This is a genomic window from Burkholderia sp. 9779_493, assembly GCF_015712215.1.
Lineage (GTDB): Bacteria > Pseudomonadota > Gammaproteobacteria > Burkholderiales > Burkholderiaceae > Burkholderia > Burkholderia cenocepacia.
Genome location: NZ_JACCQA010000011.1, coordinates 126752 through 153249, shown reverse-complemented (window position 1 = coordinate 153249; position 26498 = coordinate 126752). Strand labels below are relative to the sequence as shown.

Annotated in this window: 24 protein-coding genes; 11 read left to right on the top strand and 13 right to left on the bottom strand. The window is 68.4% G+C overall.

All coding sequences use genetic code 11. The features are described from left to right. Window positions 1–37 precede the first annotated feature (37 nt). Entirely contained in the window at window positions 38–718 is a 681-nt protein-coding gene (locus H0X95_RS13785; RefSeq protein ID WP_006484260.1) for a response regulator, read from the bottom strand. Between the two features lie 126 nt (window positions 719–844). Next, window positions 845–2080 (bottom strand): multidrug effflux MFS transporter, encoded by a 1236-nt coding sequence (locus tag H0X95_RS13780; RefSeq protein ID WP_058903059.1) that lies wholly within the window; start codon window positions 2078–2080, stop codon window positions 845–847. Window positions 2081–2181: 101 nt separating this feature from the next. Between H0X95_RS13780 and pdxR the strand changes: the two genes are divergently transcribed. From pdxR to H0X95_RS13755, 5 genes are all read left to right on the top strand, one after another. Then, window positions 2182–3660 carry a MocR-like pyridoxine biosynthesis transcription factor PdxR gene (gene pdxR, locus H0X95_RS13775; RefSeq protein ID WP_059723335.1) on the top strand — a complete coding sequence of 493 codons (1479 nt, stop codon included), beginning with the start codon at window positions 2182–2184 and terminating at the stop codon, window positions 3658–3660. A 196-nt stretch (window positions 3661–3856) separates the two neighbouring features. After that, entirely contained in the window at window positions 3857–4957 is a 1101-nt protein-coding gene (locus H0X95_RS13770) for an ABC transporter substrate-binding protein (protein WP_006490712.1), read from the top strand. Window positions 4958–5064: 107 nt separating this feature from the next. Then, window positions 5065–6837, top strand: a complete 1773-nt coding sequence (locus H0X95_RS13765) for an ABC transporter permease (protein WP_059723332.1) — start codon at window positions 5065–5067, stop codon at window positions 6835–6837. Beyond that, window positions 6830–7897: an ABC transporter ATP-binding protein gene (locus H0X95_RS13760; protein WP_060212360.1), complete on the top strand. Its 1068-nt coding sequence runs from the start codon at window positions 6830–6832 to the stop codon at window positions 7895–7897. The genes H0X95_RS13765 and H0X95_RS13760 overlap by 8 nt, the downstream gene beginning before the upstream one ends. A 154-nt stretch (window positions 7898–8051) precedes the next feature. Beyond that, on the top strand, window positions 8052–9143 hold the full coding sequence (locus H0X95_RS13755; RefSeq protein ID WP_080330957.1) for a porin: 1092 nt from the start codon (window positions 8052–8054) through the stop codon (window positions 9141–9143). Between the two features lie 144 nt (window positions 9144–9287). Here H0X95_RS13755 and H0X95_RS13750 read toward each other — a convergent pair whose 3' ends face one another. Further along, the gene (locus tag H0X95_RS13750; protein WP_060265921.1) at window positions 9288–10250 is read right to left on the bottom strand and encodes a quinone oxidoreductase family protein; all 963 of its coding nucleotides are present in this window, start codon (window positions 10248–10250) and stop codon (window positions 9288–9290) included. A 30-nt stretch (window positions 10251–10280) separates the two neighbouring features. Then, the gene (locus H0X95_RS13745; protein WP_006479165.1) at window positions 10281–10532 is read right to left on the bottom strand and encodes a hypothetical protein; all 252 of its coding nucleotides are present in this window, start codon (window positions 10530–10532) and stop codon (window positions 10281–10283) included. A gap of 95 nt (window positions 10533–10627) precedes the next feature. On the opposite strand from H0X95_RS13745, the gene H0X95_RS13740 reads away from it, so the two are divergent. Then, entirely contained in the window at window positions 10628–11419 is a 792-nt protein-coding gene (locus H0X95_RS13740) for an AraC family transcriptional regulator (RefSeq protein WP_060265917.1), read from the top strand. 78 nt (window positions 11420–11497) lie between these two features. Here the strand turns inward: H0X95_RS13740 and hpaI are convergent, their stop codons facing one another. Genes hpaI through H0X95_RS13705 form a run of 7 tightly spaced genes read right to left on the bottom strand, consistent with a single transcriptional unit; the run spans window position 11498 to window position 17413 of the window. Next, complete coding sequence (gene hpaI / locus H0X95_RS13735; protein ID WP_048985563.1) at window positions 11498–12304, bottom strand: 4-hydroxy-2-oxoheptanedioate aldolase; 807 nt, start codon at window positions 12302–12304, stop codon at window positions 11498–11500. Window positions 12305–12316: 12 nt separating this feature from the next. Next, on the bottom strand, window positions 12317–13120 hold the full coding sequence (gene hpaH, locus H0X95_RS13730; RefSeq protein WP_006490710.1) for a 2-oxo-hept-4-ene-1,7-dioate hydratase: 804 nt from the start codon (window positions 13118–13120) through the stop codon (window positions 12317–12319). 20 nt (window positions 13121–13140) lie between these two features. Further along, a complete protein-coding gene (locus H0X95_RS13725; protein ID WP_006494969.1) occupies window positions 13141–13533 on the bottom strand; it encodes a 5-carboxymethyl-2-hydroxymuconate Delta-isomerase in 393 nt (130 codons plus the stop codon). 44 nt (window positions 13534–13577) lie between these two features. Then, complete coding sequence (gene hpaD, locus H0X95_RS13720) at window positions 13578–14426, bottom strand: 3,4-dihydroxyphenylacetate 2,3-dioxygenase (RefSeq protein ID WP_006494970.1); 849 nt, start codon at window positions 14424–14426, stop codon at window positions 13578–13580. A 46-nt stretch (window positions 14427–14472) separates the two neighbouring features. Continuing rightward, window positions 14473–15936, bottom strand: a complete 1464-nt coding sequence (gene hpaE, locus H0X95_RS13715; protein WP_124674731.1) for a 5-carboxymethyl-2-hydroxymuconate semialdehyde dehydrogenase — start codon at window positions 15934–15936, stop codon at window positions 14473–14475. A 26-nt stretch (window positions 15937–15962) separates the two neighbouring features. After that, a complete protein-coding gene (locus H0X95_RS13710) occupies window positions 15963–16727 on the bottom strand; it encodes a fumarylacetoacetate hydrolase family protein (RefSeq protein ID WP_034202418.1) in 765 nt (254 codons plus the stop codon). Further along, a complete protein-coding gene (locus tag H0X95_RS13705) occupies window positions 16724–17413 on the bottom strand; it encodes a fumarylacetoacetate hydrolase family protein (protein ID WP_048985568.1) in 690 nt (229 codons plus the stop codon). Before H0X95_RS13705 ends, H0X95_RS13710 begins: the two co-directional genes overlap by 4 nt. 153 nt (window positions 17414–17566) lie before the next feature. On the opposite strand from H0X95_RS13705, the gene hpaR reads away from it, so the two are divergent. Further along, window positions 17567–18007, top strand: coding sequence for a homoprotocatechuate degradation operon regulator HpaR (hpaR, locus tag H0X95_RS13700; protein ID WP_006490704.1), 441 nt, complete (start codon window positions 17567–17569; stop codon window positions 18005–18007). Between the two features lie 129 nt (window positions 18008–18136). On the opposite strand, the gene H0X95_RS13695 is transcribed toward hpaR, so the two are convergent. After that, window positions 18137–19348: an SDR family oxidoreductase gene (locus tag H0X95_RS13695; protein ID WP_059723320.1), complete on the bottom strand. Its 1212-nt coding sequence runs from the start codon at window positions 19346–19348 to the stop codon at window positions 18137–18139. A 649-nt stretch (window positions 19349–19997) separates the two neighbouring features. Here H0X95_RS13695 and H0X95_RS13690 point away from each other — a divergent pair. The 4 genes from H0X95_RS13690 (at window position 19998) to H0X95_RS13675 (ending at window position 24594) form a co-directional block, all read left to right on the top strand. Further along, complete coding sequence (locus tag H0X95_RS13690) at window positions 19998–20345, top strand: DUF3564 family protein (RefSeq protein ID WP_006483554.1); 348 nt, start codon at window positions 19998–20000, stop codon at window positions 20343–20345. A gap of 414 nt (window positions 20346–20759) precedes the next feature. Then, a complete protein-coding gene (locus tag H0X95_RS13685; protein WP_048985571.1) occupies window positions 20760–22655 on the top strand; it encodes a peptidoglycan D,D-transpeptidase FtsI family protein in 1896 nt (631 codons plus the stop codon). 159 nt (window positions 22656–22814) lie between these two features. Continuing rightward, window positions 22815–23810 carry an arabinose ABC transporter substrate-binding protein gene (locus H0X95_RS13680; protein WP_080322713.1) on the top strand — a complete coding sequence of 332 codons (996 nt, stop codon included), beginning with the start codon at window positions 22815–22817 and terminating at the stop codon, window positions 23808–23810. 19 nt (window positions 23811–23829) lie between these two features. Then, window positions 23830–24594 carry an SDR family oxidoreductase gene (locus H0X95_RS13675; RefSeq protein WP_080322712.1) on the top strand — a complete coding sequence of 255 codons (765 nt, stop codon included), beginning with the start codon at window positions 23830–23832 and terminating at the stop codon, window positions 24592–24594. A 66-nt stretch (window positions 24595–24660) separates the two neighbouring features. Here H0X95_RS13675 and H0X95_RS13670 read toward each other — a convergent pair whose 3' ends face one another. After that, complete coding sequence (locus H0X95_RS13670) at window positions 24661–26376, bottom strand: cation:proton antiporter domain-containing protein (protein ID WP_006493088.1); 1716 nt, start codon at window positions 26374–26376, stop codon at window positions 24661–24663. Window positions 26377–26498: the final 122 nt, after the last annotated feature.

Genomic DNA, 26498 nt, shown 5'->3' with positions numbered 1-26498 from the left:
TCGGGAGGCAGCGAATGACCGTGAGCGCGGGCGCCGCTCATTCAGCCGTCTCCGCCTTCGCTTCGAGCAGATAGCCCAGGCCGCGCAGCGTGACGATCGCGACGCCCGTGTTCTCCAGTTTCTTGCGCAACCGGTACACGTAGATCTCGATCGCGTCCGCGTTGACCGATTCGTCGAGCCCGAAGATCTTCTCCGACAGCGTGTCCTTGTTGATCGCTCGACCGTTGCGCAGGATCAGCACCTCGAGCACCGAGCGCTCGCGCGGCGTGAGCGACAGCGGCTCGCCCGCGAGATGGAAGCTGCGGTCGATACTGTCGTACGAAAGCGGCCCGCATTCGACGCGCGAATGCTCGTGACCGAGGCTGCGCCGGATCAGCGCGCGGGCGCGCGCCTCCAGTTCGGTCAGCTCGAACGGCTTCGCGAGGTAGTCGTCGGCGCCGAGATCGAGCCCCTTCACGCGGTCCTCGACCGACCCGTGCGCGGTAAGGATCAGCACCGGCACCGGATTGCGGCGCGCACGCAATCGCCGCAGCACCTCCAGCCCGTCGAGCTTCGGCAACCCGAGATCGAGGATCACCAGCGCGTAGTCCTGCGTGCGCAGCACGTGGTCCGCCGCCTCGCCGTCGGCCATGTGATCGACCGCGAAGCGCGCGGCGCTCAGCGCGTCGTTCAGCGACTGGGCCAGGTTCGGGTTGTCTTCGACGAGCAGCACACGCATGGGGATTCCGGTAAGGTCAGCGAACAGCCCGCTACATTACATGATCCTTTCCGTCTCCACGCCTCGCGGAAACACGGGTTGCGCGGGTGTCGCGAACCCGCCGCGCGCGATGCCGGCCACCGCGCCTCAGCGTTCGGCCGCCGCACGGTTGCGCGCCGCGATGCGCGCCTCGCCGGCCACGCCGCGCTCGCGAAAACCGGCCACCACCGCGACGAACGCGATGCTCGCGCCGGCCGTGACGACGATCATCGGGTGCGCGGTACCGTCCGACAGCCACGCCAGCACGCCGCCGCACGCGGCCGTGATCGCCATCTGGATAAAGAAGAACAGCCCCGACGCGGTGCCGGCGATCTGCGTGTACGGCTGCATCACCGCGAACTGGCAGGCCGGAATCGCGATCCCGACCGCGATCATCACGACGAACATCGGCACGACGAGCGCCGTCACCGACGTCGGGGCGATCGCGCCGCCGACCCACAGCGCGGCGGCGCCGGCCAGATTGACGACCGCCGCCGCCGCGATGACCGAATCGGCGGACCAGCGCACGCTGGTCCGCGCGAACGCATTCGAGCCGATCAGGTAGCCGAGCACGGTCACGCCGAAGATCGCTGCATAGACCGGCCCGGACACCCCGATGTGCCGCTGGAACAGCGTCGACGATTCCGCGATGAACGGATAGTAGGTGCAGTAGGCAAAGCTGATCGCGAATGAATAGCGCAGGAAACGCCGGTCGCGCAGCAGGCCGGCGTAGGTCCGCAGCAGCCCGGCGCCGGCGGGCGGCCGCGCGTCGCGTTCACGGGTTTCAGGCAGGTAGCGCAGCACCATCGCGGTCGCGACCAGCCCGCCCGCCGCCAGCCAGCCGAACACGCCGCGCCAGCCGAGCCACTCGGCAATCGCGCTGCCGGCCAGCGGCGCGACCACCGGCGACAGCGCCATGCCGGCCGAAATATGCCCGAGCATCGTGGCCTGCGTCGCGGCCGGAAAGCGCTCGCGCACGATCACGCGGCCGATCACCGTGCCGCTGCAGCCGCCCAGCGCCTGGCACACGCGCGCGGCGATCAGCGCCGGGATGCTGGTCGACCATGCGCACGCGACGCTCGCGACGACGTACAGGCACAGGCCGCCGAGCAGCACCGGGCGTCGGCCGTAGCGGTCGGACAGCGGCCCCGACACCAGCATCGACAGCGCATAGCCGACCATGTAGAGGGTCAGCGTGAGTTGCAACTGCGCGTCGGTGCCGTGCAGCGCATCCGCCATCGCGGGCAGCGACGGCAGGTACGCATCGATCGTGACGCGCGGCAGGCACACGACGAGCATCAACAGGAACAGCCAGCCCCGGCGGGGTAGTGAGCGCGTCTTCATGCGGTAGGTCCGTGTGGGTCGGATGAGTGGGGTCGACAGCAATCTAAGGCGAAAGTGATATAAGCTGAAGGACCATTAAATCGCCCATTGACTGGACCACTATGCCGCGAGGCAAAGCCGCGATTCCGCTGGACCTGCCGCGCCCTGCCGGGCTGTCGGGCGGCAGCCCGCAGTCGAAGCAGGAATGCATCGCCGACACGATTCGCGACGCGATCCTGAAACGCCTGCTGCCGGGCGACAGCCCGCTGCCGTCGAGCCGGACGCTGGCCGCGCGCTGGGATGTCGCGCGCGGCACCGTCGAAGCGGCGTACGACATCCTGTGCGCCGAGGGTTACATCGCCCGTACGCAAGGGTCCGGCACGCGCGTGTGCGCGGTCGTGCCGGACAGCTATCTGCGCGCGACGGCTCAGTCGCGCGGCGGCGCCCCGCGCCCCATCCCGGCTTCGCCGGCGCCGGCCGCCCCGGCCGAGCCCGAGCACGGCGTGCGCCCCGGCGTCCCGTTCGTCGCGCGGCTCGCCGATCCCGGCCTGCTGCCGATGCAGCAATGGAAGAAGGCGCTCGGCGCCAGCCTGCTCGCCGCGACGGCGGACGATCTCGGCGCGACGCCGGCGCAAGGCGTCGAGGGCCTGCGCGCGGGAATCGCCGCGTACCTGCGGGAATACCGCGGCATCCCGTGCGGGGCCGCCGACATCGTCATCACGACCGGGATCCGCCACGCGATCGACCTCGTCGCACGCACGCTGCTCGCGCCCGGCTCGACGGTGCTGATGGAGGACCCCGGCTATGCGTCGGCGTGGCAGATCTTCACGTTCGCGGGCGCGACCGTGATCGACGTGCCGGTCGACCGGGAAGGAATCGACACCGCGTCGCTGGAGCGCCATCCCGATGCGCGCGCCGCGTACGTGACACCCGCCCATCAGGCGCCGCTCGGCGTCACGATGTCGGTCTCGCGCCGGCTCGAACTGCTCGACTGGGCGCAGCGCCACCGCACGTGGATCATCGAGGACGACTACGACGGCGAATTCAGCTACCAGACCGCCCCGCTGCCCGCGCTGAAATCGCTCGACGCGTGCGACCGCGTGATCTATTGCGGGTCGTTCAACAAGACGCTGTTTTCCGGGCTGCGCATCGGCTTCATGGTGGTGCCGGCGGCACTGCGGCCGGCGCTGTCCGCCGTCTGGCACGCGACCGCGCGCTCGGTCGGCGTCGCGCCCCAGCTGGCGCTGGCCCGCTTCATCGGCCACGGCGATTTCGCGAAGCACCTGCGCGCCGCCCGCCACGCGTACCGCCAGCGGCGCGACATCGTGCTCGACCAGTTGGCCAAACATGCCGGCGGCCGGTACACGGTGACCGGCGAACACGCGGGCTTTCATTTCGTGCTGTGGCTGCCGCCCGGCCTCGACGACGCGGGCTGGGTCGCGCAAGCCCGCGCGGCCGGCATCGAGCTGCAGCCGATCCGCGGCTTCTGTCGAAGCGCCCGGTGCGAAGCGGGCGTCGTCGTCGGCTATGCCGCGCTGACGGCCGCGCACGCGCGGCATGGCGGCCGCGTCCTCGGCCAGTTGCTGGCCGCCTCCGCATAGCGCGCGACCACGCGCCGCGTCCTCCCCCTTCACGCCCCGCCGCACGCCGCGCAACCCGCGGCGGCGGCCGCGTCGACCTCGGGAAATCCATGACACGGACGGCGCGATTGCGCACCGGAATGAAAGCAGGCTGAAAGTGCCCCGCAATTAACATCCGCGTCACTCGAACAAAACCCACGCATCACTGGAGGAAGACATGCCGTTTGCACCGAAGCAACTCGCCGCCGCGCTCGCGGTCGTTCTGGGCACTGCCGCCGGCAGCGCCGTCGCGCAGGTTCCGGCCGGCTACCCGGGGAACTACCAGGGCGTGATCGACGCCGCGAAGAAGGAAGGCAAGCTGATCGTCTACTCGACCACCGACACGGGCCTCGTGCGTCCGCTGATCAAGGACTTCGAAAGCCTGTACGGCGTGAAAGTCGAGTACAACGACATGAACAGCACCGAGCTGTACAACCGCTACATCAGCGAGAACGCGGCGAGCAGCACCAGCGCCGACGTGCTGTGGAGCTCGGCGATGGACCTGCAGGTCAAGCTCGTCAACGACGGCCTGATGGCGTCCTACGATTCGCCCGAAAGCCCGAACGTGCCGCAGTGGGCGCAGTACCAGAAGCAGGCGTACGGCACGACGTTCGAACCGCTGGCGATCGTCTACAACAAGCGCCTGATCCCCGAGAACGAGGTGCCGAAGACCCGCGCCGACCTGATCAAGCTGCTCACCACGCAGGCCGACAAGTTCAAGGGCAAGGTCACGACCTACGACATCGAGAAATCGGGCGTCGGCTTCAACTACCTGACGCAGGACGCGCACGTGAACGAGAAGGTCACGTGGGAACTCGTGAAGGCGATCGGCGCGACCGGCCCGAAGCTGCAGTCGAGCACGGGCGCGATGATGGAGCGCATCTCGTCGGGCGAGAACCTGATCGGCTACAACATCATCGGGTCGTATGCGTACGCGAAGGCGAAGAAGGACAAGTCGATCGGCTACGTGTTTCCGAAGGACTACACGCAGGTCGTGAGCCGCCTCGCCACGGTATCGAAGAAGGCGAAGAACCCGAACGCCGCGAAGCTGTGGGTCGACTACCTGCTGTCGAAACGCGGCCAGACGCTGATCGCGAACCAGGCGAACCTGTACGCGATCCGCACGGACGTGAGCGGCGAAACGTCGGCCGCGAGCCTCACGAAGGAGCTCGGCGATTCGCTGAAGCCGATCCAGATCGGCACCGGTCTGCTCGTCTATCTCGACCAGTCGAAGCGCCTCGCGTTCCTGAAACAATGGCAGCAGGCGATCAAGCGCTGATGCGCTGAGCCGCTGACCTCGGCCGCCCGCCGCACGTCGCGCGGGCGGCCCCTTCCCCTTACCGACTTCCTTGAGGCGGCCATCCGGATGGCCGCAGGGGCGAACTCATGCTTTCAACCAGCACCCGCGGCACGGCACCGGCCGTTCCGCCCGCCACCGGCCCGCGCGACGCGATTCCCGCGCTGCCGGTCAGCAACCTGCAGCCGCTCGCCGGCATGCTGCGCTGGATCGTCGTCGCGGTCCTGACCGTCGCGGTCGCGCTGCCGCTCGGCTTCATCCTGTTCCAGAGCCTGCTGTCCGCGCCGTTCTTCGATGCGAACAAGACGCTCGGCATCGAAGGCTTCCGCTTCATCTTCAGCGATCCCGACTTCTGGTCGGCCGTGAAAAACTCGTTCATCATCGCCGGCGGGATGCTGTTCATCTCGATCCCGCTCGGCGGCATCCTCGCGTTCCTGATGGTGCGCACCGACCTGCCCGGCCGCCGCTGGCTCGAACCGTTGCTGCTCACGCCGGTGTTCGTGTCGCCGATGGTGCTCGCGTTCGGCTACGTGGTCGCGGCCGGCCCGGTCGGCTTCTACTCGGTGTGGTTCAAGGAACTGTTCGGGGTGCAGAACGTGCCCTGGAACGTGTATTCGATCTTCGCGATCACGGTGATCGTCGGCCTCACGCACGTGCCGCACGTGTACCTGTATTCGTCGGCCGCGCTGCGCAACCTCGGCTCGGACGTCGAGGAAGCCGCCCGCGTGACGGGCGCCCGCCCGTTCCGCGTCGCGCTCGACGTGAGCCTGCCGATGACGATGCCCGCGCTGCTGTTCGCCGGCGTGCTGGTGTTCTTCCTCGGCTTCGAGGTGTTCGGGCTGCCGCTCGTGCTCGGCGATCCGGAAGGCCACCTCGTGCTCGCGACCTACCTGTACAAGCTGACCAACAAGCTCGGCGTGCCGTCGTATCACCTGATGGCTGCGGTCGCGGTGTGCATCGTCGCGATCACGTTCCCGCTCGTGCTGCTGCAGCGCCGCCTGCTGAAGACCGCGAACCGCTTCGTCACCGTGAAGGGCAAGGCCGGCCGCGCGACGGTGCTGCCGCTCGGCGTGTGGCGCTGGGTCGCGCTCGCGATCGTCGCGCTGTGGCTGATGCTGACCGTGATCGTGCCGATCTCGGGCATCGTGCTGCGCGCGTTCGTGACCAACTGGGGCGAAGGCGTGCCGCTCGCCGACGTGCTGACGCTGTCGAACTTCATCGAACTGTTCGAGCAGGACAACCTGGTGCGCGCGATCGTCAACACGCTCGGCATCGGCGTGATCGGCGGCGCGCTCGCGATCGGCTTCTACTCGCTCGTCGCGTTCGCCGGCCACCGCCGCCCCGACTGGGCGACCAAGCTGCTCGACTACCTCGTGCTGCTGCCGCGCGCGGTGCCCGGCCTGCTCGCCGGTCTCGCGTTCCTGTGGATCTTCCTGTTCGTGCCCGGCCTGCGCGAGCTGAAGAACTCGATGTGGAGCATCTGGATCGCGTACACGGTCGTGTGGCTCGCGTACGGGATGCGGCTCATCCAGAGCGCGCTGCTGCAGGTCGGCCCCGAGCTCGAGGAAGCCGGCCGCAGCGTCGGCGCGACCCGCAGCCGCGTATCGCTCGACGTGACGCTGCCGCTCGTGCGCTTCGGCCTGCTCGCCGCGTGGCTCCTGATCTTCATGATCTTCGAGCGCGAATACTCGACGGCCGTCTACCTGCTGTCGCCCGGCACCGAAGTGATCGGCGCGCTGCTCGTGTCGCTGTGGGCGACCGGCGCCGTCGACCAGGTCGCCGCGCTCTCTGTCATCAACATCGCGATGGTCGGCGCCGGTCTCGGCGTGGCCCTGCGCTTCGGAGTGAAACTTCATGGATAAGCTCATCGTCGACGACCTGCATCTCAGCTACGGCGCCAACCCGATCCTCAAGGGCGTGTCGTTCGAACTGAAAGCCGGCGAAGTCGTGTGCCTGCTCGGCGCGTCGGGCAGCGGCAAGACTACGCTGCTGCGCGCGGTAGCCGGCCTGGAACAGCCGTCCGACGGCCGCATCCAGCTCGACGACCGCGTGTTCTTCGACGGCGCACAGCGCATCGACCTGCCGGTCGAACAGCGCTCGCTCGGCCTCGTGTTCCAGTCGTACGCGCTGTGGCCGCACCGCACCGTCGCCGACAACGTCGGCTACGGGCTCAAGCTGCGCCGCGTCGCACCGGCCGAACAGAAGCGCCGCGTGCAGACCGCGCTCGACCAGCTCGGCCTCGGCCATCTCGCGGAACGCTTTCCGCATCAACTGTCGGGCGGCCAGCAGCAGCGTGTCGCAATCGCCCGCGCGCTCGTCTACAACCCGCCCGTGATCCTGCTCGACGAGCCGCTGTCGAACCTCGACGCGAAGCTGCGCGAGGAGGCACGTGCGTGGCTGCGCGAGCTGATCGTGTCGCTCGGGCTGTCGGCCCTTTGCGTGACGCACGACCAGACCGAAGCGATGGCGATGTCCGACCGCATCCTGCTGTTGCGCAACGGCCGCATCGAGCAGGAAGGCACGCCGGCCGAGCTGTACGGCGCGCCGCGCTCGCTGTACACCGCCGAATTCATGGGCAGCAACAACCGGATCGACGCGCGCGTCGCCGCGATCGACGGCGAATGCGTGACGCTCGCCGGCGACGGCTGGGAGCTGCAGGCGCTTGCCCGCGACGCGCTCGCGCCGGGCCAGGACGCCCAGGCCGTGATCCGCCTCGAACGCGTGCAGGTCGCCGACGGCCCGGGCGCGAACCGGCTGCAGGCCGACCTCGTCACGTCGATGTATCTCGGCGACCGCTGGGAATACCTGTTCCATTGCGGCGAGATGCGCCTGCGTGCGTTCGGCCATGTGCCGCGCGCGGCCGGCAAGCACTGGATCGAATTCCCGACCAACGACTGCTGGGCGTTCGCGAAAGCGGGCTGACCCGGGCGCGGCGGCTCGCCTGCCGCCGCGCATGTCGCGCGCCTCGCGCCACGCAACGGCCTTCCGTCCGGCGGACGCTTCGCGGCGTCCGCCGCGGGCGGTCGCGCGCCGTATCCGTTTCACCCAACCCACAAGAACCAAGGAGACACCGCCAATGAAGTCATGCGCACACCGTTCCCTTCACGCCGCCGTCCTGACCGGGTCGGCCGCCGTGGCCGGCCTCGCGGCAGGCGCCGCGCACGCGCAGTCGTCGGTCACGATGTACGGGATCATGGACGCCGGCATCGAATTCACGAACCATGCGGCGCCGCAAGGCGGCAATTCGGTCAAGCTCAAGTCGGGCAACAAGAACACGTCGCGCTGGGGCCTGCGCGGCGTCGAGGATCTCGGCGGCGGGCTGAAGGCCGTGTTCCGCCTCGAAAGCGGGATCGACCTCGCGAACGGCGCGTCCGACGACGGCCCGGACTCGATCTTCGCGCGCCGCGCGACGGTCGGCCTGAAAGGCAAATGGGGCGAACTGTCGCTCGGCCGCAACTTCACCGTCACTTACGACTACATGCTGCCGTTCGACCCGATGGGTTACGCGCAGAACTACTCGTGGGCGACCTCGTCGATGGCGACCGGCGGCCGCAAGGACGGCCTGTTCACGCGCTCGTCGAACGCGGTGCGCTACGACGGCGAATTCAGCGGCTTCAAGTTCGGCGCGCTGTACGGTTTCGGCAACGTGCCGGGCAGCATGAAGACCAGCTCGAAATACGATTTCGCGGTCGGCTACGAGACGGGGCCGTTCGCCGCCGTCGTCACGTTCGACCGGCAAAACGGCGCGGCCGACAGTGTCACGCCGGCCGATACCGTCAACTACATCCAGAGCATCCACGCGGGCCTGAGCTACGACTTCGGCAACCTGAAAACGATGGCCGGCTATCGCAACTATCGGCGCACGTTCCACACCACGGCCGCGAACCAGTTGAGCGACATGTACTGGCTCGGCGGGTCGTACCAGTTCACGCCGACGTTCTCGCTGATCGCGGCCGTCTATCACCAGAACATCAAGGGCGGCACGGACGCCGACCCGACGCTGGTGTCGGTGCGCGCGAACTACGCGCTGTCGAAGCGGACGGTGCTGTATGCGGCCGGCGCGTTCGCGATCGCGAAACACGACCAGAAGGTCGGCGTGTCGCGCGATTTCGCCGGGTATGGCACCACGCAGGTCGGGGTCACGGCGGGGATTCAGCAGCGGTTTTGAAGCTGACGCGACGAGCGGCAGCGGGTGATCGGCCGCCCCGCCTGCTTTCACGTTACGCGCGGCGGCATGACGGCGAATGGCCCGATGCCGCCGCACAATCCAACGCTCATGCTACATCCGGCCCGCCACGTGGCGATCCGCCGCTCACTCGCCACGCATCGTGAACACCGGGCGCACGACGCTGCTCGAATCGCCCCAGTGTTCGCCAACGGCCGACAGCGGCACCGTGCGCGTGTCGATCGCGAGTCCTGCCTCCCCGGCCGCTTCGAATACGCCGCGCACCGACGCCAGCAGGCGCGGCAACGGCACGCTGCCCAAGCCGCTGCCCATCAGCTCGATCGCGGTCGCGCGCAGCACGGCGCCCGGTAACAGCACGTCCGCGCCGCTGATCGAGCCGATCTCCACGAAACGCAGCCGCCGGCCGCCGGGCGTCGCCTTCGCGGCGACAACCAGCAGCGTCTGCGCGCTGGCGCCCCACAGATAATCGAGCACGACGTCCACGCCTGCGCGGAAATGCGGTTCGAGCGCCCGCGCCAGATGCACGTCGTCCTGCTGCAGCGACACCACCGCGTCCGCACCGGCACTCAGCAACGCCTGCAACGCGGCCGCGTTGCGGCCCGTCGCGATCACCTTCGCCGCGCCGAGATGCTTCGCGATCCGCACCGCGAGCCGCCCCGACGTGCCCGTTGCGCCATTGACGAGCACCGTCTCGCCCGCGACGAACCGCGCGCGTTCGGTCAGCGCCGCCCACGACGACATCCCGGGAATCGCGATCGCCGCGGCCGTGACATCGTCGAGCGCGTCCGGCAGCGGCACGCACTGCGTATCGGGCGCGATCGTGCGTTCGGCCATCGCACCGAACGGCGCGGGCGCACCGAAGAAGTAGACGCGCCGGCCATCATCGAGACGCCCCACGCCGTCGACACCCACAACGAACGGATAAGCGTCAACGGAGGAATAATGCGTACCCGCCGCACGCCCCTGCGCGATGCGGCTCAGCGCGGACGCCGTCACGTCGATCACGCTGTGGCCCGGCATCGCGCCCGGCGGTTCGAACTCCGTATAAACCGGACGCTGTCCGGCGCCTTCGACGACTGCTGCTTTCATGGTGATTCCTTCGATTCTGGAGAGTGGGCCTTACCGGGCATCGAGCCATGCGCGCAGCGCGGGATCGCGTACTTCCAGCACGTCGAACAGGCCGAGCGCACGCAGCGCGGGCAACGCATCGATCGCGTCGGCCTCCGCACGCGCCCGCTCGGCCGGGGCAGCGTTCGGATCGGTCAATACGCGCGCGTTGACCAGAAACGCGCCGACGGTCCCCTTGCGGATCGTCGTTCCGCCGGCATCGACTTGGTTGGCATGGTCGGGAAGCATCTGTTCGGCTCGCATCGCGTCGTACTCCGGTTGTCATCGATGGACGCAGTGTAGGCGTGCGAATCCGGCCGATCTCCGGTATAACAGCCATTCGATACCGATATCCGGCCATGTCCGATCCACTCCTGCCCGCCCGCTTCGTCACGTCCGACGACGGCCCGTTCGTGGTCGCCGCCGTCCTGTCGCAACGCGACCCGCGCATCACCGCGCCGCATTCGCATGCGCGCGGCCAGCTCGTCGGCGCGCTGAGCGGGCTCGTGACGATCGGCCTCGACGACCAGGAGTGGGTCGTGCCGGCGATTCATGCAATCTGGATTCCGCCGCATTGCCGGCATTCGTTGCGTTCGTTCGGGCCGATTGCCGGCTGGTCGGCGTTCGTCGCCGAAGCCCGCTGCGCGGCGCTGCCGGCGACGCCGCGCGCGATCCGCACGACGCCGCTGCTGCGCGAAGCCGTGCAGCGCGCGGCGAGCTGGGGCGATTCCGATCTGAATGCCACGCAGACGCGGATCGCCGACGTGATCCTCGATGAAATCGCGGCGTCGGAAGCCGAGGCGCTGGGGCTGGTCCGGCCGCGGGACCCGCGGCTCGTGAAGATCACCGATGCGCTGGCCGCGGATCTCGCGAACGACCGGCGGCTGGAGGAATGGGCCGAATGGGCCGGCATCGGCGCGCGGACGATGAGCCGCCGCTTCGTCGCCGAGACGGGGCTGACGTTCGCGCAGTGGCGTCAGCAGGCCAGGCTGCTGCGGGCGCTGGAGCGCATTGCCGACGGCGTGCCGGTGACGACGATCGCGCTCGATCTCGGGTACGACAACGTGAGCGCGTTCATCGACATGTTCCGGCGCGCGCTGGGGACGACGCCGGGAAGGTACCTGGAGGCGGGACGGCAAGCACCGGGATAAGTACGGCCGCCATGCGCGGGCATGACGCCGCGCGACGAACGGCCGGCGCCCGGCACGGGAAAACCGCCCGCCGCTGCATCAATACGTGCCGTCGCCCTGCTTCGCGGCGCCGCCGCCGCTCCCCTTGAACTGCGCGGCGAGCCGCTCCGCGCTCCGTGCCAGCAGCGTCGTATCGACGCCGACCGCGACGAACGACGCGCCCGCTTCCAGATAGCGCCGCGCGGCTGCTTCATCCGCGCTCAGGATGCCCGGCGCCTTGCCGGCCGCCTTGATCGCGCGGATCGCGCCGTCGATCGCGGTCTGCACGTCCGGGTGCCCCGGATGGCCGAGATGGCCGAGATCGGCCGCAAGATCAGCCGGCCCGATGAACACGCCATCGACGCCGTCGACCCGCGCGATCGCATCGATCGCCTCCAGCCCCGCGCGCGTCTCGACCTGCACGAGCACGGCCATCTCGTCGTTCGCGCGATGCAGGTACTCGCCGACGCGATTCCACCGCGATGCGCGCGCCAGCGCACTGCCGACACCGCGAATCCCGTGCGGCGGGTAACGGGTTGCCGCCACCGCCGCACGCGCTTCGTCCGCGCTCTGCACCATCGGCACGAGCAGCGTCTGCGCGCCGAGATCGAGCACCTGCTTGACGATCACCGGATCGTTCCACGGCACGCGCACGACCGGATGCGACGGATACGGCGCGATCGCCTGCAGTTGCGCGAGGATCGTCGGCACCGTGTTCGGCGCATGTTCGCCGTCGATCAGCAGCCAGTCGAAACCGGCGCCCGCGACCACTTCGGCGCTGTACGGATTCGCGAGACCGAGCCACAAACCGATCTGCGCGTCGCCGCGCGCGAGCGCGGCCTTGAAGACATTCGACGGAATCTGCATCGTTCGCTCACCTCACTCGAAATAGCACTGGATCGTCCCGAGCGGGCCGTAGTCGACGCTGAACGTATCGCCCGAGCGCGCCGCGCACGGCCGCGTAAAAGACCCGCCGAGCACGATCTGCCCCGGCTCCAGCGCGACGTCGAAGCGCGACAGCCGGTTCGCGAGCCACGCGACGCCGTTCGCCGGATGGTTCAGCACGCCGGCTGCCACGCCGGTTTCCTCGACCACGCCGTTGCGCGACATGATCGCCGCGACCCAGCGCAAATCGACGTCCTGCGGGCGCACCGGCCGGCCGCCGATCACGACACCCGCGTTCGCCGCGTTGTCGGCGATCGTGTCGAACACCTTGCGCGGCCGCTGGGTGTCGGGGTCGATCGACTGGCTGCGCGCGTCGATGATCTCGAGCGCGGGCACCACGTAGTCGACCGCGTCGTACACGTCGAAGATCGTGCAGTTCGGGCCGGTGAGCCGCTTGCCGAGCACGAACGCGAGCTCGACCTCGACGCGCGGCACGATGAAGCGGCCGGTCGGGATCGTGCCGCCGTCCGCGAAGAACATGTCGTCGAGCAGCGCACCGTAGTCGGGCTCGTCGATCTGCGACGAACTCTGCATCGCCTTCGACGTGAGGCCGATCTTGTGTCCCTTCAGCGTGCGGCCTTCCGCGAGCTTGAGGGTCACCCACGCGCGCTGGATCGCATAGGCGTCGTCGATCGTGATGTCGGGATGGTCGAGCGAAATCTGGCGGATCTGCGTGCGTGCGCGCTCGGCGTCGTGCAGACGGTGCGCGAGCTGGTCGATGAGGGCGGGTTCGAGCATGGTCGGATCGGGAATGGGGTTCAGCCGGCCCGCTTGTAGCGGGCGTGAATGTTGTTGTGCTTGTACGAGCCGCTTTCGCTGAACTCGGTCAGTTCCATCGACAGCGCGAGATAGCGTTTCGCGTACAGCTCGGCGAAATGGGCCTTGATCGCGTCGAACAGCGCGTCGCACGCGGCTTTTTTCTGCGCATCGGTGCGGCCCGAGCCGATCTTCAGCGTCACGTGGACGAACGCGTCGTCCTCCGTGCCGTCGGCGACGCAGTAGTCGTGCAGCTCGATCGCGCGCGACCGGATGCCGCCGGTCGGGAACACGCCGCCCTGCGCGATCAGCGTCGCGTTGATCGTGCGCAGCAGCGCGGGAATGCGAGCGTCGTCGCGGATGTTCGCGGTGTATTCGACGACGATGTGCGGCATGGCAACTCTCCGGTCGGATTCGAGGGCGTGGCGGGCGGCAACGCTCAGGGCAGCGGGAAGATCGCGTTGATCTGCCCGGTGCCCGAGCTCGCGAAATAGTCGGTGACGATCTCGACGGGCCGGTCGTAACGATCCCAGCCGAGCAGCCCGAGCAGCATCGCGGTGTCGTGCATGCCGCCTTCGCCGTGGCAATGCGTGTTGTACTCGGGCAGCATCGCGCAGAAGGTCTTGAAATCGCCCTGCTTCCACAGCTCGACCACGCGCAGGTCGACCTGCCGGAAGAATTCGCGACTGATCTGATGGATCGATTCCTCGGGGCTGCCGTTGTCGTTGAAGCGGTGCGACAGCGAGCCGCTCGCGAGGAACGCGACGTTCGAATCGCTCTTCTCGATCGCTTCGAGCAGCGCCTCGCCGAAGCGCCGGCTTTCGTCGAGCGTGTGCCACATGCACCAGCCGGCGATCGACACGACCTTGAAATGCTGGTCGCCGTTCATGTAGCGCATCGGCACGAGCGTGCCGTATTCGAGTTCGAGGCTGTCGATCTCGTGTGCGCGCGTCGCGACGCCGCGCTCGGTGGCCGTTTCCGCGATCAGCCGGCCAAGCGCCGGGTTGCCCGGATACGCGTACTGCATGTCGCGGATGAAATGCGGCAGCTCGTTGCTCGTATAGGTGCCCGCGAACCGCGCATTGCAGTTCACGTGATAGCCCGCGTTGACGAGCCAGTGCACGTCCGACACGACGATCGTGTCGACGCCGAGCGCGCGGCAACGCTCGCCGATCAACTGGTGGCCGCGGATCGCCGCTTCACGGCAGCCGTGATGCTTGCCGGGCAATTCCGACAGGTACATCGACGGCACGTGCGTGATTTTCGCGGCGAGGGACAGTTTGCCCATCGTTCAAGTCTCCCTATCGTTCTTGCGACAACACGGCCTGCGCCCGTCACACGCCCCAGCGCGGGACGTGATGCGAACCCATCGAAATGCACACGTTCTTGATCTCCGCGAACACCTCGAAACTGTACTCGCCGCCCTCGCGCCCGGTACCCGATTCCTTCACGCCGCCGAACGGCTGGCGCAGGTCGCGCACGTTCTGGCTGTTGACGAACACCATCCCGGCCTCGATGCCGCGCGCGAGGCGATGCACCTTGCCGACGTCCTGCGTCCAGATGTACGACGCGAGGCCGTACGCCGTGTCGTTCGCAAGCCGCAGCCCGTCGTCTTCGTCGTCGAACGGGATGATGCACGCGACCGGCCCGAAGATCTCCTCCTGCGCGATGCGCATCCGGTTGTCGACGTCGGCGAACACGGTCGGCCGCACGAAGTTGCCGTTGCGCAGATGGTCGGGCAGCCCGGCCGGCTTGTCCGCGCCGCCGGCGACCACGCGCGCACCTTCCTGCTCGCCGATGCGGATGTAGCCCGTCACCTTTTCCCAGTGCTGGCGCGTGATCATCGCGCCGAGATTCGTGCCCGGATCGGCCGGATCGCCGACCACCAGGTTGTTCGCGCGGCGCGCGAATTCCTGCACGAAGCGGTCGTAGATCGTGCGTTGCACGAAGATCCGCGAGCCGGCGGTGCAGCGTTCGCCGTTGATCGAGAAGATCGTGAACAGCGACGCGTCGAGCGCGCGATCGAAATCGGCGTCGTCGAAAATGAGCACCGGCGACTTGCCGCCGAGCTCCATCGAATACTTCTTGAGGCCCGCGCGTTCCATGATCCGCTTGCCGGTGACCGTGCCGCCGGTAAACGACACCGCGCGCACGTCCGGATGCCGCACGAGCGCATCGCCGGCCGTCGCGCCGTAACCCTGCACGACGTTCAGCACGCCGGGCGGGATGCCGGCTTCGAGTGCGAGCCGGCCGAGCTGGTCGGCCGTCAGCGGCGACAGCTCCGACATCTTCAGCACGGCCGTGTTGCCGAGCGCGAGGCACGGCGCCGTCTTCCACGTGGCCGTCATGAACGGCACGTTCCACGGCGACACCAGCGCACATACGCCGACCGGCTGGTACAGCGTGTAGTTGAGCATCTGGTCGTCGACCGGATAGGTGCGGCCGTTCATCTGCACGCACACTTCCGCGAAGAAGTTGAAGTTCTCGGACGCGCGCGGAATCAGCTGCTTGCTCGTCTGCGCGATCGGCAGGCCGGTGTCCTGCGTCTCCAGCGCGGCGAGCATCGGCACGTTCTTCTCGATCAGTTCGCCGAGCTTGCGCATCAGCTTTGCGCGCTCCTTGGCCGGCGTGTTCGCCCATTTCGGGAACGCTTCCTTCGCGGCGCGCACGGCCGCGTCGACCTCGGGCTCGCCGCCCGACGCGACGTCGGTGATGACTTCACCCGTCGCCGGGTTCAGCGTCGTGAAGGTTTCGCGGCTCTCCACTTCGCGGCCGCCGATCCAGTGCTTGATGGTCATGTGCTCTCCTTCCTTGGGCGACGGCCTCAGCCGGCGCGATAGTAGTCCGCTTCGCCGACGATCGTGTTCACGAGCCGGCCGATCCCTTCGATTTCGGTCACGACTTCGTCGCCCGGCTGCGTGTCCGCCAGCCCCTCGGGCGTGCCGGTCAGGATCAGGTCGCCCGGCGAAAGCGTCATGAAGCTGCTGATGTGCTCGATCAGCGCCGGCACGTCGAACACCATGTCGCGCGTGCTGCCGCGCTGCGTCTCCCGGCCGTTCACCGTCGTGCGCAGCATCAGGTCGCCCGCGTCGCCGATCTCGTCGCGGCTGACGAACCACGGCCCGAGCGGCGTGCAGGTGTCGCGGTTCTTCACGCGCAGGTTCGGGCGGTAGTAGTTTTCGAGATAGTCGCGGATCGCGTAGTCGTTCGCGACCGTATAGCCGGCCACGTAGTCGATCGCCTGCGCGCGGCTCACGCGGCGCGCCGGGCGGCCGATCACGACGGCCAGCTCGCACTCGTAGTGCATGTGCGTGGCGTCCGCCGGGCGCACGGTGAGCGACCGGTGGCCGACGAACGTGTTCGGCCCCTTCAGGAAAATCAGCGGCTCGGTCGGTGCGTTGAACGCGAGTTCCTTCGCGTGGTCGGCGTAGTTCAGGCCGAGCGCGAAGGTCGTGCGCGGCGCGACGGGCGGCAACCACGCCACCGCGTCCTCGGCCACCACCCGCCCCGTATCCAGGCGGATCGCGCCGTCGCCTGCCGGTTCGGCCGCATGCAGTGCGCCGTTGTAGATCACGCGCGCCGTCTTCATCGTGCTCCCTCCGCCATCAGCGTATGCCGCAACGTGCCGATGCCGGCCGCGGCGATCTCGATCGTGCTGCCCGCGCGGGCATGCGGTGCGCCGCCCGCGACGCCGAGCAACAGCACGTCGCCCGCGTCGAACGACATGAACGCCGTCACGTCGGCGATCAGCGTGCGCACCGGGCGAATCAGCGTCGCGGTCGACGCGGACGCGGCCACCTCGCCGTCGATCCGCACCGTCAGGCCGATCGCGTCGACGTCGGCGAGCGCGGCGGCCGGCACGATCGCCGGGCCGAGCGGGCAGAAACCGTCACGGCACTTGAAGCGCACGGCCGGCCGGTAGTAGTCGGGATGCGGCACCGACACGTCGCTCGCGAGCGTGAAGCCGTGCACGTAGTCGAGCGCCTGCGCGGCCGCCACGCGCGTCGCGCGCCGGGCGAACACGACGGCCACCGACGCGCCGATCTCCAGCGCGTCGACGCCGGCCGGCACGACGACGGCGGCGCCGTCGGCCGCATGCGTGTTGGCGGATTTGATGTACAGGATCGGCGCCTGCGGCGGGCGGCCGTAAGGCGGCGCATTCACGGCGTCGCCGAGCGCGTCGAGCGCCGCGCGCTCGTTGAGCAGCGCCCCGTAGACGGTACCGATGGCGACCGGCAACGGCGGCGCCGCGGCGGTCGTGCAAGACAGCTCCATGCGTCATTCCCCTGCCGCGCGTCGCGGCGCATCGTCAATAGTTAATATCTTAAGTAAACAATCGTGCGCTGGCAACCTCGATTACCCTGATAGGCGAAATTCATCAGCTTCGGCTGTTAAGATTGATGCGTCCCCGTCCTCTGCTCTCCCCCGATGAACCGTACGCTCGACCATCGCAACCTGGCCATGCTGCTGCTCGAGGCTCGCGAAACGCTGATGGGTTTGTTTCGCCCCATTCTCAAGGAATTCTCGCTGACCGAACAGCAATGGCGGATCATCCGCGTGCTCGACGGCGAACCGGCGCAGGCGCTCGAAGCCGGTCAGATCGCGAAACGCTGCTGCATCCTGAGCCCGAGCCTGACCGGCGTGCTGGAACGGATGGAGCGCGACGGCCTGATCACGCGCACACGTGCGCAGGAGGATCAGCGCCGGCTGCTGGTCAGCCTGACGCCGCAAAGCAGGAAACTGGTGACGGAAATCGGTCCGCGCATCGACGAGCAATATCGTCAGCTCGAGTCGCGGTTCGGCCAGGACGGCCTCGAAGACATCTATCGCGCGCTCGACCGGCTCATCGAGCTCGGCAGCCACGCGTAAAAACGGCGCCCGCGCCGCGATCGGCAGGAACGGGCGCCGGTGTGGCGCGGGCGGTCGAACGGGCTTGCGCTGGCCCCACGAATGCACTTTTCCAGACAGGGAAACGTGCGTCGTTCGCGTGAACGGGCCCTAATGGATCGCGCCGCGCATCAGCTCGGTCACGGCCACGCCGCGCGACGTGCGCATGCACTCCTCGACGTAATCGATGAACGGCAACGGCTCGAAATCGATTTCGTCGCGCACGCGGCGATTGTCGAACACGCGATCGACCGTCGCGAATTCCCCGCAGCGCTGCAGCGCCCGGCCGATCACGCGCTCGAGCGCCGGATCGGGGCGCCCCAGCACGTCGCGCACCACGAGCGGCAGCTCGGCCGGCGCGCACGCCGCGTAGCGCGGCGCCCCGGTCATCCCCGCCGCCTCGTCCATCGCGCGCACGATCTGCGCGACCTGCGGCGCCTCGTCGCCGGCCGACACGTGATAGACGTCGTGCGCGAGCGTCGGCTTGACGGCCAGCAGCATCGTCGCGCGCGCCACGTCGTCCACCGACACGATGTCGATGCGCGTCATCGGCCGCGCGGTGAAGCGGCGCGCCGCGTGCGCGAGCCGGAACATCCAGAACGAATTCGGCGCGGGACGCGTCCCGAGCACCGTGTGGCCGACCACATGCGACGGCCGCACGACGACGAGCGGCAGTCCGAGCGCGCGCAGGCGCTGCTCCGTTTCCGCCTTCGCGTGCAGGTAGTCGGCCGCGAGCACCGCGCCCGGCAGCCCGTCGTCGCCCGGCGCGGCGTCGTTCCCCGCGTCGCGCTCCGCCTCCTCCTGCACCATTCCGCCGCGGCCCGCATGCGCGTAGGCCGTGCCGACGTACACGAAGCGCTGCAGGCGCGGCGCGCGCGCAAAGCGTTCGGCAAAGTGCACCGCATCGGCGATGTCGGCCCGCAGATGCGCGCCGTCGGCCGGCGACGCGTGGCCCGCGCAGTAAATCACGTGCGTCGCGCCGGCCAGACGCGGTGCATCGGCGCCGTGCCACACGTCGCCGAGCGCGCCGACGATCACGTTCGCATCGGTCAGGCGCGACGCCCAGTACGGCGCAAGCCCCGCGCGCAACGCCGCTTCACGCAGCCGCGCGACCGCATGGCCGCGGTCCTGCGCACGCACGACGCAGACGATGCGTTCGAGCAGCCCTGCATTGACGAGCGCCGTCAGCACGGTACTGCCGATGAAGCCGGTGGCGCCGGTCAGCACCAGCCGTCCGACGTTCGCCGCCGCGACCGGTGCGCTGGCCGGCGACACGAGGCTCGTCCGCCAGTTGAGCGACAACGCGGTTTTCCAGATCAGCACGATAGTCTCCTTCGAAGAGTCGGCCGGGCGGCGCGGTGCCCGCGGTTGCGGGCGGCGCACGGCTCACCGGCCGGGCCGGGGCTGACGCGCGCCCCGGCGGCTCCCGATCGGGCGTGCGGCCTGCGATCGCGTCGATCGCGCTCTGGCACGAGGTGGCGGCAGCCGGCGCGGACGGGCATCCGCGGCACAGGATCGGGAAGGTCCCAGTGTGGGGCCCGAACGCATGCAAGTCTGTCCCGAAAGTTTCGTGAAAGTGTGCCGATTTGTACGCGATTGTCGGAGTGTGTCGTGCCGGCCGCCGCGTCAACACGCTGAAACGTTCGCTCGGGCCGCGTCCGGGCGGTGCCGGATCGCGCTGCCGCGGCGGTTTCGGCGGCGGCCGGCGCGCGACCGATCGACGCGGCCGGCGGCACTGTCATCCCATGTCTGGACCGCCGCGCGTCTTCGCATGGACACCGCGATCGCCGGTGTCCCCCGCGTGTGCTGACGCCTCGGGAATGACCATGAATCGTCAGACGTCGTTTCATCTGAAACCGAAATAGACCCAATACGGATTTATTGCGGATTATCACTTGCGTTTCACACCAGTCTATCTAGACTGTTCAAGTCCCAACGGTCGAATGTGTCATTTTTTTCAGGAGACGATGCAATGCGCCTCACCATTCGGATTAATGGCAGCGAATCGGCAACCCGGCATTCCTTCGCGGTACTGTGGGTCGATACCGACGAGGGGCTGTGGTCGCGCGAGGCACATCAGGGCATCGACCTTCCGACCTGGGGCAAGGTCCGCGACGTCGAGGGCGCGATGGCGCTCTGCGCGGCCGACAGCGGCAATGCCGTCTGTCAGTTGAAGGGGTTGTCGTTCGATGCGACGCGGCGTGAACAAGGCCCCGCGGTGCTCGCCGGCGAACATCCCGACGGCGCGTGGCGGCTGCAGGCGGTCGATACCTGCACCACCCAGCCGGAATATCGGGAATTTATTTCCGTTGCCCGATAGGTATTATTGACATGAATCGTCTGCGGTTTTCGGGTTTATTCCGGTATCGGTGATATTCATTTCGATATTCAGCATGAATGGCGCCTCGGTTCGAGGCGCTTTTCATTTTCTGGATTAAAGAAATAACCGGGGTGCGGGCAATTGATCGCGCGCCGGGACGCTCGCGATCGAGCGGCGGCGAAGACCGCACGCTCGGATCGGCATGCGACGCTCGTGCGTGTTTCGTCCTGTGCAGCCGCCGCGAATGCCTGCCCGGCCCCGCCTTCCTCCCTTTTCCGCCGTGTTCCCGATCGCCTGCCATTCGCCTTTTTGCGGGGCCGGAACATACTTTCCCCACACGGTGTTTACTCATTTATTACAATCGCATTATTCAGACTGACCCGCCGCCGCCCGGCGGCCCGACCCGGCCATTGCATGAGCGTAAAAAAGAAGACCCACCCTGCCGATCCGTACGCAGCGGCGACCAAGAATCCGATGCTCGCGTCGCGCCTGCCGATGTGGCGCTCGCGGCTGATCGTGGTCGTCGTGTTCCTCGCGTTCGCCGCGCTGATCGCGCGCGCTTTCTGGGTGCAGGTCGCGAACCAGGATTTCTACGTCGGCCAGGGCCAGAAGCGTTATCAGCGCACGATCGAGCTCGACGCGATGCGCGGGCGCATCGTCGACCGCAACGGCGCGATGCTCGCGGTCAGCCTGTCGACCTATGAAATCTGGGCGAACCCGAAACAGGTCGCCGACACCGATTACCCGCAGATCGCGAAGCTGCTCGACATGCCGCTCGTCGAGGTGAAGCGGCGTCTCGGCAACGACAAGACGTTCGTGCTGCTCAAGCGGCAGGTCGACGCGGACACCGCGAGCCGGCTCGACAAGCTCGCGATCGACGGCATCACGCAGATCGCCGATTCGAAGCGCTTCTATCCGGAAGGCGAATCGGCCGCGCACGTGGTCGGCTTCACGAACGTCGAGGACAAGGGCCAGGAAGGCGTCGAGCTCGCGGCCAACGCACGCCTGCAAGGCACGTCCGGCCAGCGCGAGGTGATCCGCGACCGGCTCGGCCGCATCGTGTCGGACACGCGCCCGCTCGTCCCCGCGCAGCACGGCGCGACGATCGAGCTGACGATCGACCGCCGCATCCAGCAGCTCGCCTTCAGCCAGCTCAAGGCAGCCGTGATCGAGAACAACGCGGTGGCCGGCAGCGTCGTCGTGCTCGACGCGCAGAACGGCGAGATCCTCGCGCTCGCGAACTACCCGACCTTCGATCCGAACGACCGCGCCCGCCTCACCGGCCAGCAACTGCGCAACCGCGCGGTGATCGACACGTTCGAACCGGGCTCGACGATCAAGCCGCTCGTCGTCGCGCTGTCGATCGACGAGCGCAAGGTCACGCCGAACACGATCATCAACACGTCGCCGGGCACCTACAAGATCGGCCCGGCGGTGATCCACGACACGTCGAACCACGGGTCGCTGACGGTATCGCAGGCGCTGCAGAAGTCGAGCAACGTCGCGCTCGCGAAACTGGCGCTGAACCTGCCCGCCGAAACGATCTGGAACAAATACCAGGAGTACGGGATCGGCCGCGCGCCGGAGCTGACGTTCCCGGGCGTCGCGTCGGGCCGGCTGCGCGGCTACAAGCGCTGGCGGCCGATCGAGCAGGCGACGATGGCGTACGGCTACGGGCTGTCGATGTCGCTGCTGCAGATCGCGCAGACCTACACCGCCTATGCGGGCGACGGCACGCTGCACCCGGTGTCGCTGCTGAAGAACGGCACCGATCAGCAGACGATCGACGCGCACCGCGGCCACCGCGTAACGTCGCCGCAAACCGCCGCCGCGATCCGCTCGATGCTCGAAATGGCGGTCGGCGAAGGCGGCACGGGGCGCCGCGCGCGCGTCGACGGCTACCGGATCGGCGGCAAGACCGGGACCGCGCGCAAGCAGGTCGGCGCGAGCTACGCGAAGGGCAAGTACCGCGCGCTGTTCGCGGGGATGGCGCCGATGAGCAACCCGCGCCTGATCGTCGCGGTGATGATCGACGAGCCGCGCGGCAAGGGTTACTACGGCGGCACGGTGGCCGGCCCGGTGTTCGCGTCGGTCACGAGCGGCTCGTTGCAGCTGCTCGGCGTGCCGCCCGACGCGCCGGTCGAAGCGGAGAAGAACGCGCCGGTGAAGGCCGCCGCGCCGCAGAAGACGGTCTCCGCGCCGAAAGCGGCGGCAGCGACGACGGCCGTCACGCAGAAACCGTCGGCGTCGCCCAGGACCACCGCGCAAGCCGGCCCCCCCGCACCCGCGAAGCCGGCCGCCGCCGGCTGACGAAGCCACGGGCGGTGCCGGGTCCGCATCGCCCCGCCCCATCCCACTCTCTAGGAACGCACCGCATCATTTGAGCGTTCCCGCCGCGTCCTCCTACAATTTTTGCGCGCCGCAGGCGGCCTTGCCTGCGCGCCCGACTACAACAACGGAGAGAGACGCATGCGATTCCACTGGAAAACGCTCGTGCTGGCCACCGTGAGCGTCACGCTGCTGGGCGGCGCCCCGGCCCGGGCGGCCGATGCCGCCGACGTGAAGATCGGCTTCCTCGTCAAACAGCCGGACGATCCGTGGTTCCAGGACGAATGGCGCTTCGCCGAACAGGCCGCGAAGGAACAGCACTTCACGTTGATCAGGATCGCGGCGCCGAGTGGCGAGAAGGTGTCGACTGCGCTCGACAGCCTCGCCGCGCAAAAGGCGCAAGGCGTGATCATCTGCGCGCCCGACGTGAAGCTCGGCCCCGGCATCGCGGCGAAAGCCAGGCGCGCGGGGATCAAGCTGATGTCGGTCGACGACCAGCTCGTCGACGGCCACGGCGCGCCGCTCCCGGGCGTGCCGCACATGGGCATCTCCGCTTACAAGATCGGCCAGCAGGTCGGCCAGGCGATCGCGGACGAGACGAAGCGGCGCGGCTGGAATCCGGCCGAAGTCGGCATCATCCGGCTCGCGTACGACCAGTTGCCGACCGCGCGCGAGCGCACGACCGGCGCGGTCGACGCGCTGAAGGCCGCCGGCTTTCCGGCCGCGAACGTGATCGACGCGCCCGAGATGACGGCCGACACCGAAGGCGCGTTCAACGCGGCGAACATCGCGCTCACCAAGCATGCGAACTTCAAGCGCTGGGTCGCGTTCGGCTCGAACGACGACACGACGGTCGGCGCGGTGCGCGCCGCCGAGGGGCGCGGCATCGGCGCGGATGCGATGGTCGCGGTCGGCATCAACGGCAGCCAGATCGCGCTCAACGAGTTCGCGAAGCCGAAGCCGACGGGCTTCTACGGTTCGATCCTGCTGAATCCGCGCCAGCACGGCTACCAGACGAGCGTCAACATGTACGACTGGATCACGAAGAACCAGGCGCCGCCGCCGCTCGTGCTGACGTCCGGCACGCTGATCACGCGCGACAACGAGAAGCAGGCGCGCGCCGCGCTCGGCCTGTGAACCCGCACCAGGAGCCGACATGACACGCACCACCCTCGTGACGGGCGCCGCCGGCGGCATCGGCCAGGCGCTGTGCCGCACGTTCCTCGCAGCCGGCGACCGCGTGCTCGCGCTCGATCGCGACCGCGCGGCGCTCGACCGCTTCATCGGGACGCTCGCCGATGGGCGCGCGACGCCGGTCGTCGACGATCTCACCGACGCCGAGCGCCTGTGCTCGATGCTCGAATCGCATCCGGAAGTCGACGTGCTGGTCGCGAACGCGGGCACGGCCGCCTCGACCACGCTGCGCGACACGACGCCCGCGAGCTGGCGCACCGATCTCGATGCGAACCTGACCGCCACCTACGTGAGCGTGGAAGCCGTGCTGCCCGGCATGCGCGCCCGCGGGCGCGGCGCGATCGCGATCATCGGTTCGGTCAACGGCGTGCATGCGCTCGGGCATCCGGCCTACAGCGCGGCGAAGGCCGGGCTGATCAGCTACACGAAGTCGCTCGCGATCGAATACGGCCGCGACGGCGTGCGCGCGAACGTCGTATTGCCGGGCACGGTCAAGACACCCGCGTGGGAAGCGCGCGTGCAGCGCAACCCGCAGGTATTCGAACAATTGAGGAAATGGTATCCGCTCGACGATTTCGCGACGCCCGACGACGTCGCGCAGGCGGCGCTGTTCCTGTGCTCGCCGGCCGCGCGGATCATCACTGGTGTCGCGCTGCCGGTCGACGGCGGCCTGCTGGCCGGCAATCGCGTGATGGCGCAGGAACTGACGCTCGAGACGTTCTACTGAGACTGAAGCCGGCAGCGCCGCCGTGCGCTGCCCGGTGCGCGATGCCCGGCGCGATGCCGCGCGCCGTCAATGCGCGGCCGCGACCGGCTTCGCCATCCGGCCGAGCACGTGCTCGGTCATCCCGCGCGCGAGTTCGGTCTCGCCCATGAACACGGTGCCGATCCCCTCGTTCGACAGCAGCGCGGCCTCGTCGCTACTGTTCGTGCACAGCACGACTTCGAGCGTCGGGTTGAGCGTGCGCGAAATCTCGACGATCTGCCGCACGTCGAACACGTCGGGCAGCGTGACCACCAGCATCCCGGCGCGGGCGATATGCGCCTGCACCAGCACGATCGGCTCGATCGCGTCGCCCGACACGGCCGCGATGCCGTCCGCGCGCAGCTTCTCGACGAGCTCGCGATTCTGCTCGACGACGACATACGCGATCCCCCGCTCGTCCAGCGCATGCGCGATCCGCGTGCCGACCTTGCCGTAGCCGACGATCACGACCTGGCCGGTCAGATGCGTCTGCGGCGTCGACATCGGCAGCGCGGCGAGCGGATCGTCGCGCGCCTCGAGCTTGCGTGCGAACGCCGAATGCTTGCGGATCCAGGCGAGCGCCGGATCGATCATCGCGAACAGCAGCGTGTTCATCGCGATCGAGATCAGCGCGACCGCGAGAATCAGGCTCTGCCCTTCGGCCGACAGCAGCCCGAGCGCACGGCCGAGCCCCGCGAGGATGAACGAGAATTCGCCGATCTGCGCGAGGCCCGCGCCGACGGTCAGCGCGGTGTTCAGCGGATAGCGGAATGCGATCACGAGCGCGACGGCCGCGACCGTCTTGCCGATCAGCACGATCGCCGCGACCTCGATCACGTGCAGCGGCTCGTCGAGCAATACTTTCGGGTCGAACAGCATGCCGACCGAGATGAAGAACAGCACCGAGAACGCGTCGCGCAGCGGCAGCGTCTCGTCGGCCGCGCGCCGGCTGAATTCCGACTCGCGCATCATCATCCCGGCGAAGAACGCGCCGAGCGCGAACGACACGTCGAACAGCTTCGCCGCGCCGAACGCGATGCCGACCGCCGCCGCAATCATGCAAAGCGTGAACAGCTCGCGCGAGCCCGTGCGCGCGACGAGCCACAGAATGCGCGGGAACACGCGCTTGCCGACCACCAGCATCAGCGCGATGAACGCGGCGACCTTCAGCATCGTGACGCCGAGCGTGCTCCACACGCTGCCGCCGGCCGCGTGCGCGTCACCGGGCGGCGTGCCGCCGAGCAGTCCCGCCACCGGCGGCAGCAGCACCAGCACGAGCACCATCACGAGATCCTCGACGACCAGCCAGCCCACCGCGATACGCCCGTTGACCGTTTCGACGAGCCCGCGTCCCTCGAGCGCGCGCAGCAGCACGACGGTGCTCGCGACCGACAGCGCCAGCCCGAACACCAGCGCCGCACCGAGGCTCCAGCCCCAGGTGAGCGCGAGCCCGCCGCCGAGCAGCGTCGCGACGGTGATCTGCACGATGGCGCCCGGCAGCGCGATCTTGCGCACCGCGAGGAGATCGCCGAGCGAAAAATGCAGGCCGACGCCGAACATCAGCAGCATCACGCCGACTTCCGCGAGCTGCTGCGCGAGCGACAGATCGCCGACGAAACCGGGCGTGCCGGGGCCGATCACGATCCCGGCAAGCAGATAGCCGACGAGCGGCGGCATTTTCAGCAGCGACGCGAGGTAACCGAAGATCATCGCGAGACCGAAACCGGCCGCGAGCAACGCAATCAGGCTGACGTCATGAGGCATCCCCCCTCCCAAGCTCTTGTAACTATTTAGTAAGGTTCAAGAGTGAAAGGATAAGGGATGAGGCGGAAGAATGGCGCGCAGCCGCGAAAATTTCACGCGGCGGCGCCGGTTGGCGGGGCGCG

Coding starts and splice junctions, on each gene's coding strand:
- H0X95_RS13745 (WP_006479165.1), bottom strand. CDS start 10,532: ATGCGAGCCGAACAGATGCTTCCCGACCATGCCAACCAAGTCGATGCC.
- hpaR (WP_006490704.1), top strand. CDS start 17,567: ATGAACCGTACGCTCGACCATCGCAACCTGGCCATGCTGCTGCTCGAG.
- H0X95_RS13670 (WP_006493088.1), bottom strand. CDS start 26,376: ATGCCTCATGACGTCAGCCTGATTGCGTTGCTCGCGGCCGGTTTCGGT.
- H0X95_RS13765 (WP_059723332.1), top strand. CDS start 5,065: ATGCTTTCAACCAGCACCCGCGGCACGGCACCGGCCGTTCCGCCCGCC.
- H0X95_RS13710 (WP_034202418.1), bottom strand. CDS start 16,727: ATGAAGACGGCGCGCGTGATCTACAACGGCGCACTGCATGCGGCCGAA.
- H0X95_RS13685 (WP_048985571.1), top strand. CDS start 20,760: ATGAGCGTAAAAAAGAAGACCCACCCTGCCGATCCGTACGCAGCGGCG.
- pdxR (WP_059723335.1), top strand. CDS start 2,182: ATGCCGCGAGGCAAAGCCGCGATTCCGCTGGACCTGCCGCGCCCTGCC.
- H0X95_RS13755 (WP_080330957.1), top strand. CDS start 8,052: ATGAAGTCATGCGCACACCGTTCCCTTCACGCCGCCGTCCTGACCGGG.
- H0X95_RS13675 (WP_080322712.1), top strand. CDS start 23,830: ATGACACGCACCACCCTCGTGACGGGCGCCGCCGGCGGCATCGGCCAG.
- H0X95_RS13770 (WP_006490712.1), top strand. CDS start 3,857: ATGCCGTTTGCACCGAAGCAACTCGCCGCCGCGCTCGCGGTCGTTCTG.
- H0X95_RS13705 (WP_048985568.1), bottom strand. CDS start 17,413: ATGGAGCTGTCTTGCACGACCGCCGCGGCGCCGCCGTTGCCGGTCGCC.
- H0X95_RS13740 (WP_060265917.1), top strand. CDS start 10,628: ATGTCCGATCCACTCCTGCCCGCCCGCTTCGTCACGTCCGACGACGGC.
- H0X95_RS13760 (WP_060212360.1), top strand. CDS start 6,830: ATGGATAAGCTCATCGTCGACGACCTGCATCTCAGCTACGGCGCCAAC.
- H0X95_RS13750 (WP_060265921.1), bottom strand. CDS start 10,250: ATGAAAGCAGCAGTCGTCGAAGGCGCCGGACAGCGTCCGGTTTATACG.
- H0X95_RS13780 (WP_058903059.1), bottom strand. CDS start 2,080: ATGAAGACGCGCTCACTACCCCGCCGGGGCTGGCTGTTCCTGTTGATG.
- hpaE (WP_124674731.1), bottom strand. CDS start 15,936: ATGACCATCAAGCACTGGATCGGCGGCCGCGAAGTGGAGAGCCGCGAA.
- hpaH (WP_006490710.1), bottom strand. CDS start 13,120: ATGCTCGAACCCGCCCTCATCGACCAGCTCGCGCACCGTCTGCACGAC.
- H0X95_RS13690 (WP_006483554.1), top strand. CDS start 19,998: ATGCGCCTCACCATTCGGATTAATGGCAGCGAATCGGCAACCCGGCAT.
- hpaD (WP_006494970.1), bottom strand. CDS start 14,426: ATGGGCAAACTGTCCCTCGCCGCGAAAATCACGCACGTGCCGTCGATG.
- H0X95_RS13680 (WP_080322713.1), top strand. CDS start 22,815: ATGCGATTCCACTGGAAAACGCTCGTGCTGGCCACCGTGAGCGTCACG.
- H0X95_RS13725 (WP_006494969.1), bottom strand. CDS start 13,533: ATGCCGCACATCGTCGTCGAATACACCGCGAACATCCGCGACGACGCT.
- hpaI (WP_048985563.1), bottom strand. CDS start 12,304: ATGCAGATTCCGTCGAATGTCTTCAAGGCCGCGCTCGCGCGCGGCGAC.
- H0X95_RS13785 (WP_006484260.1), bottom strand. CDS start 718: ATGCGTGTGCTGCTCGTCGAAGACAACCCGAACCTGGCCCAGTCGCTG.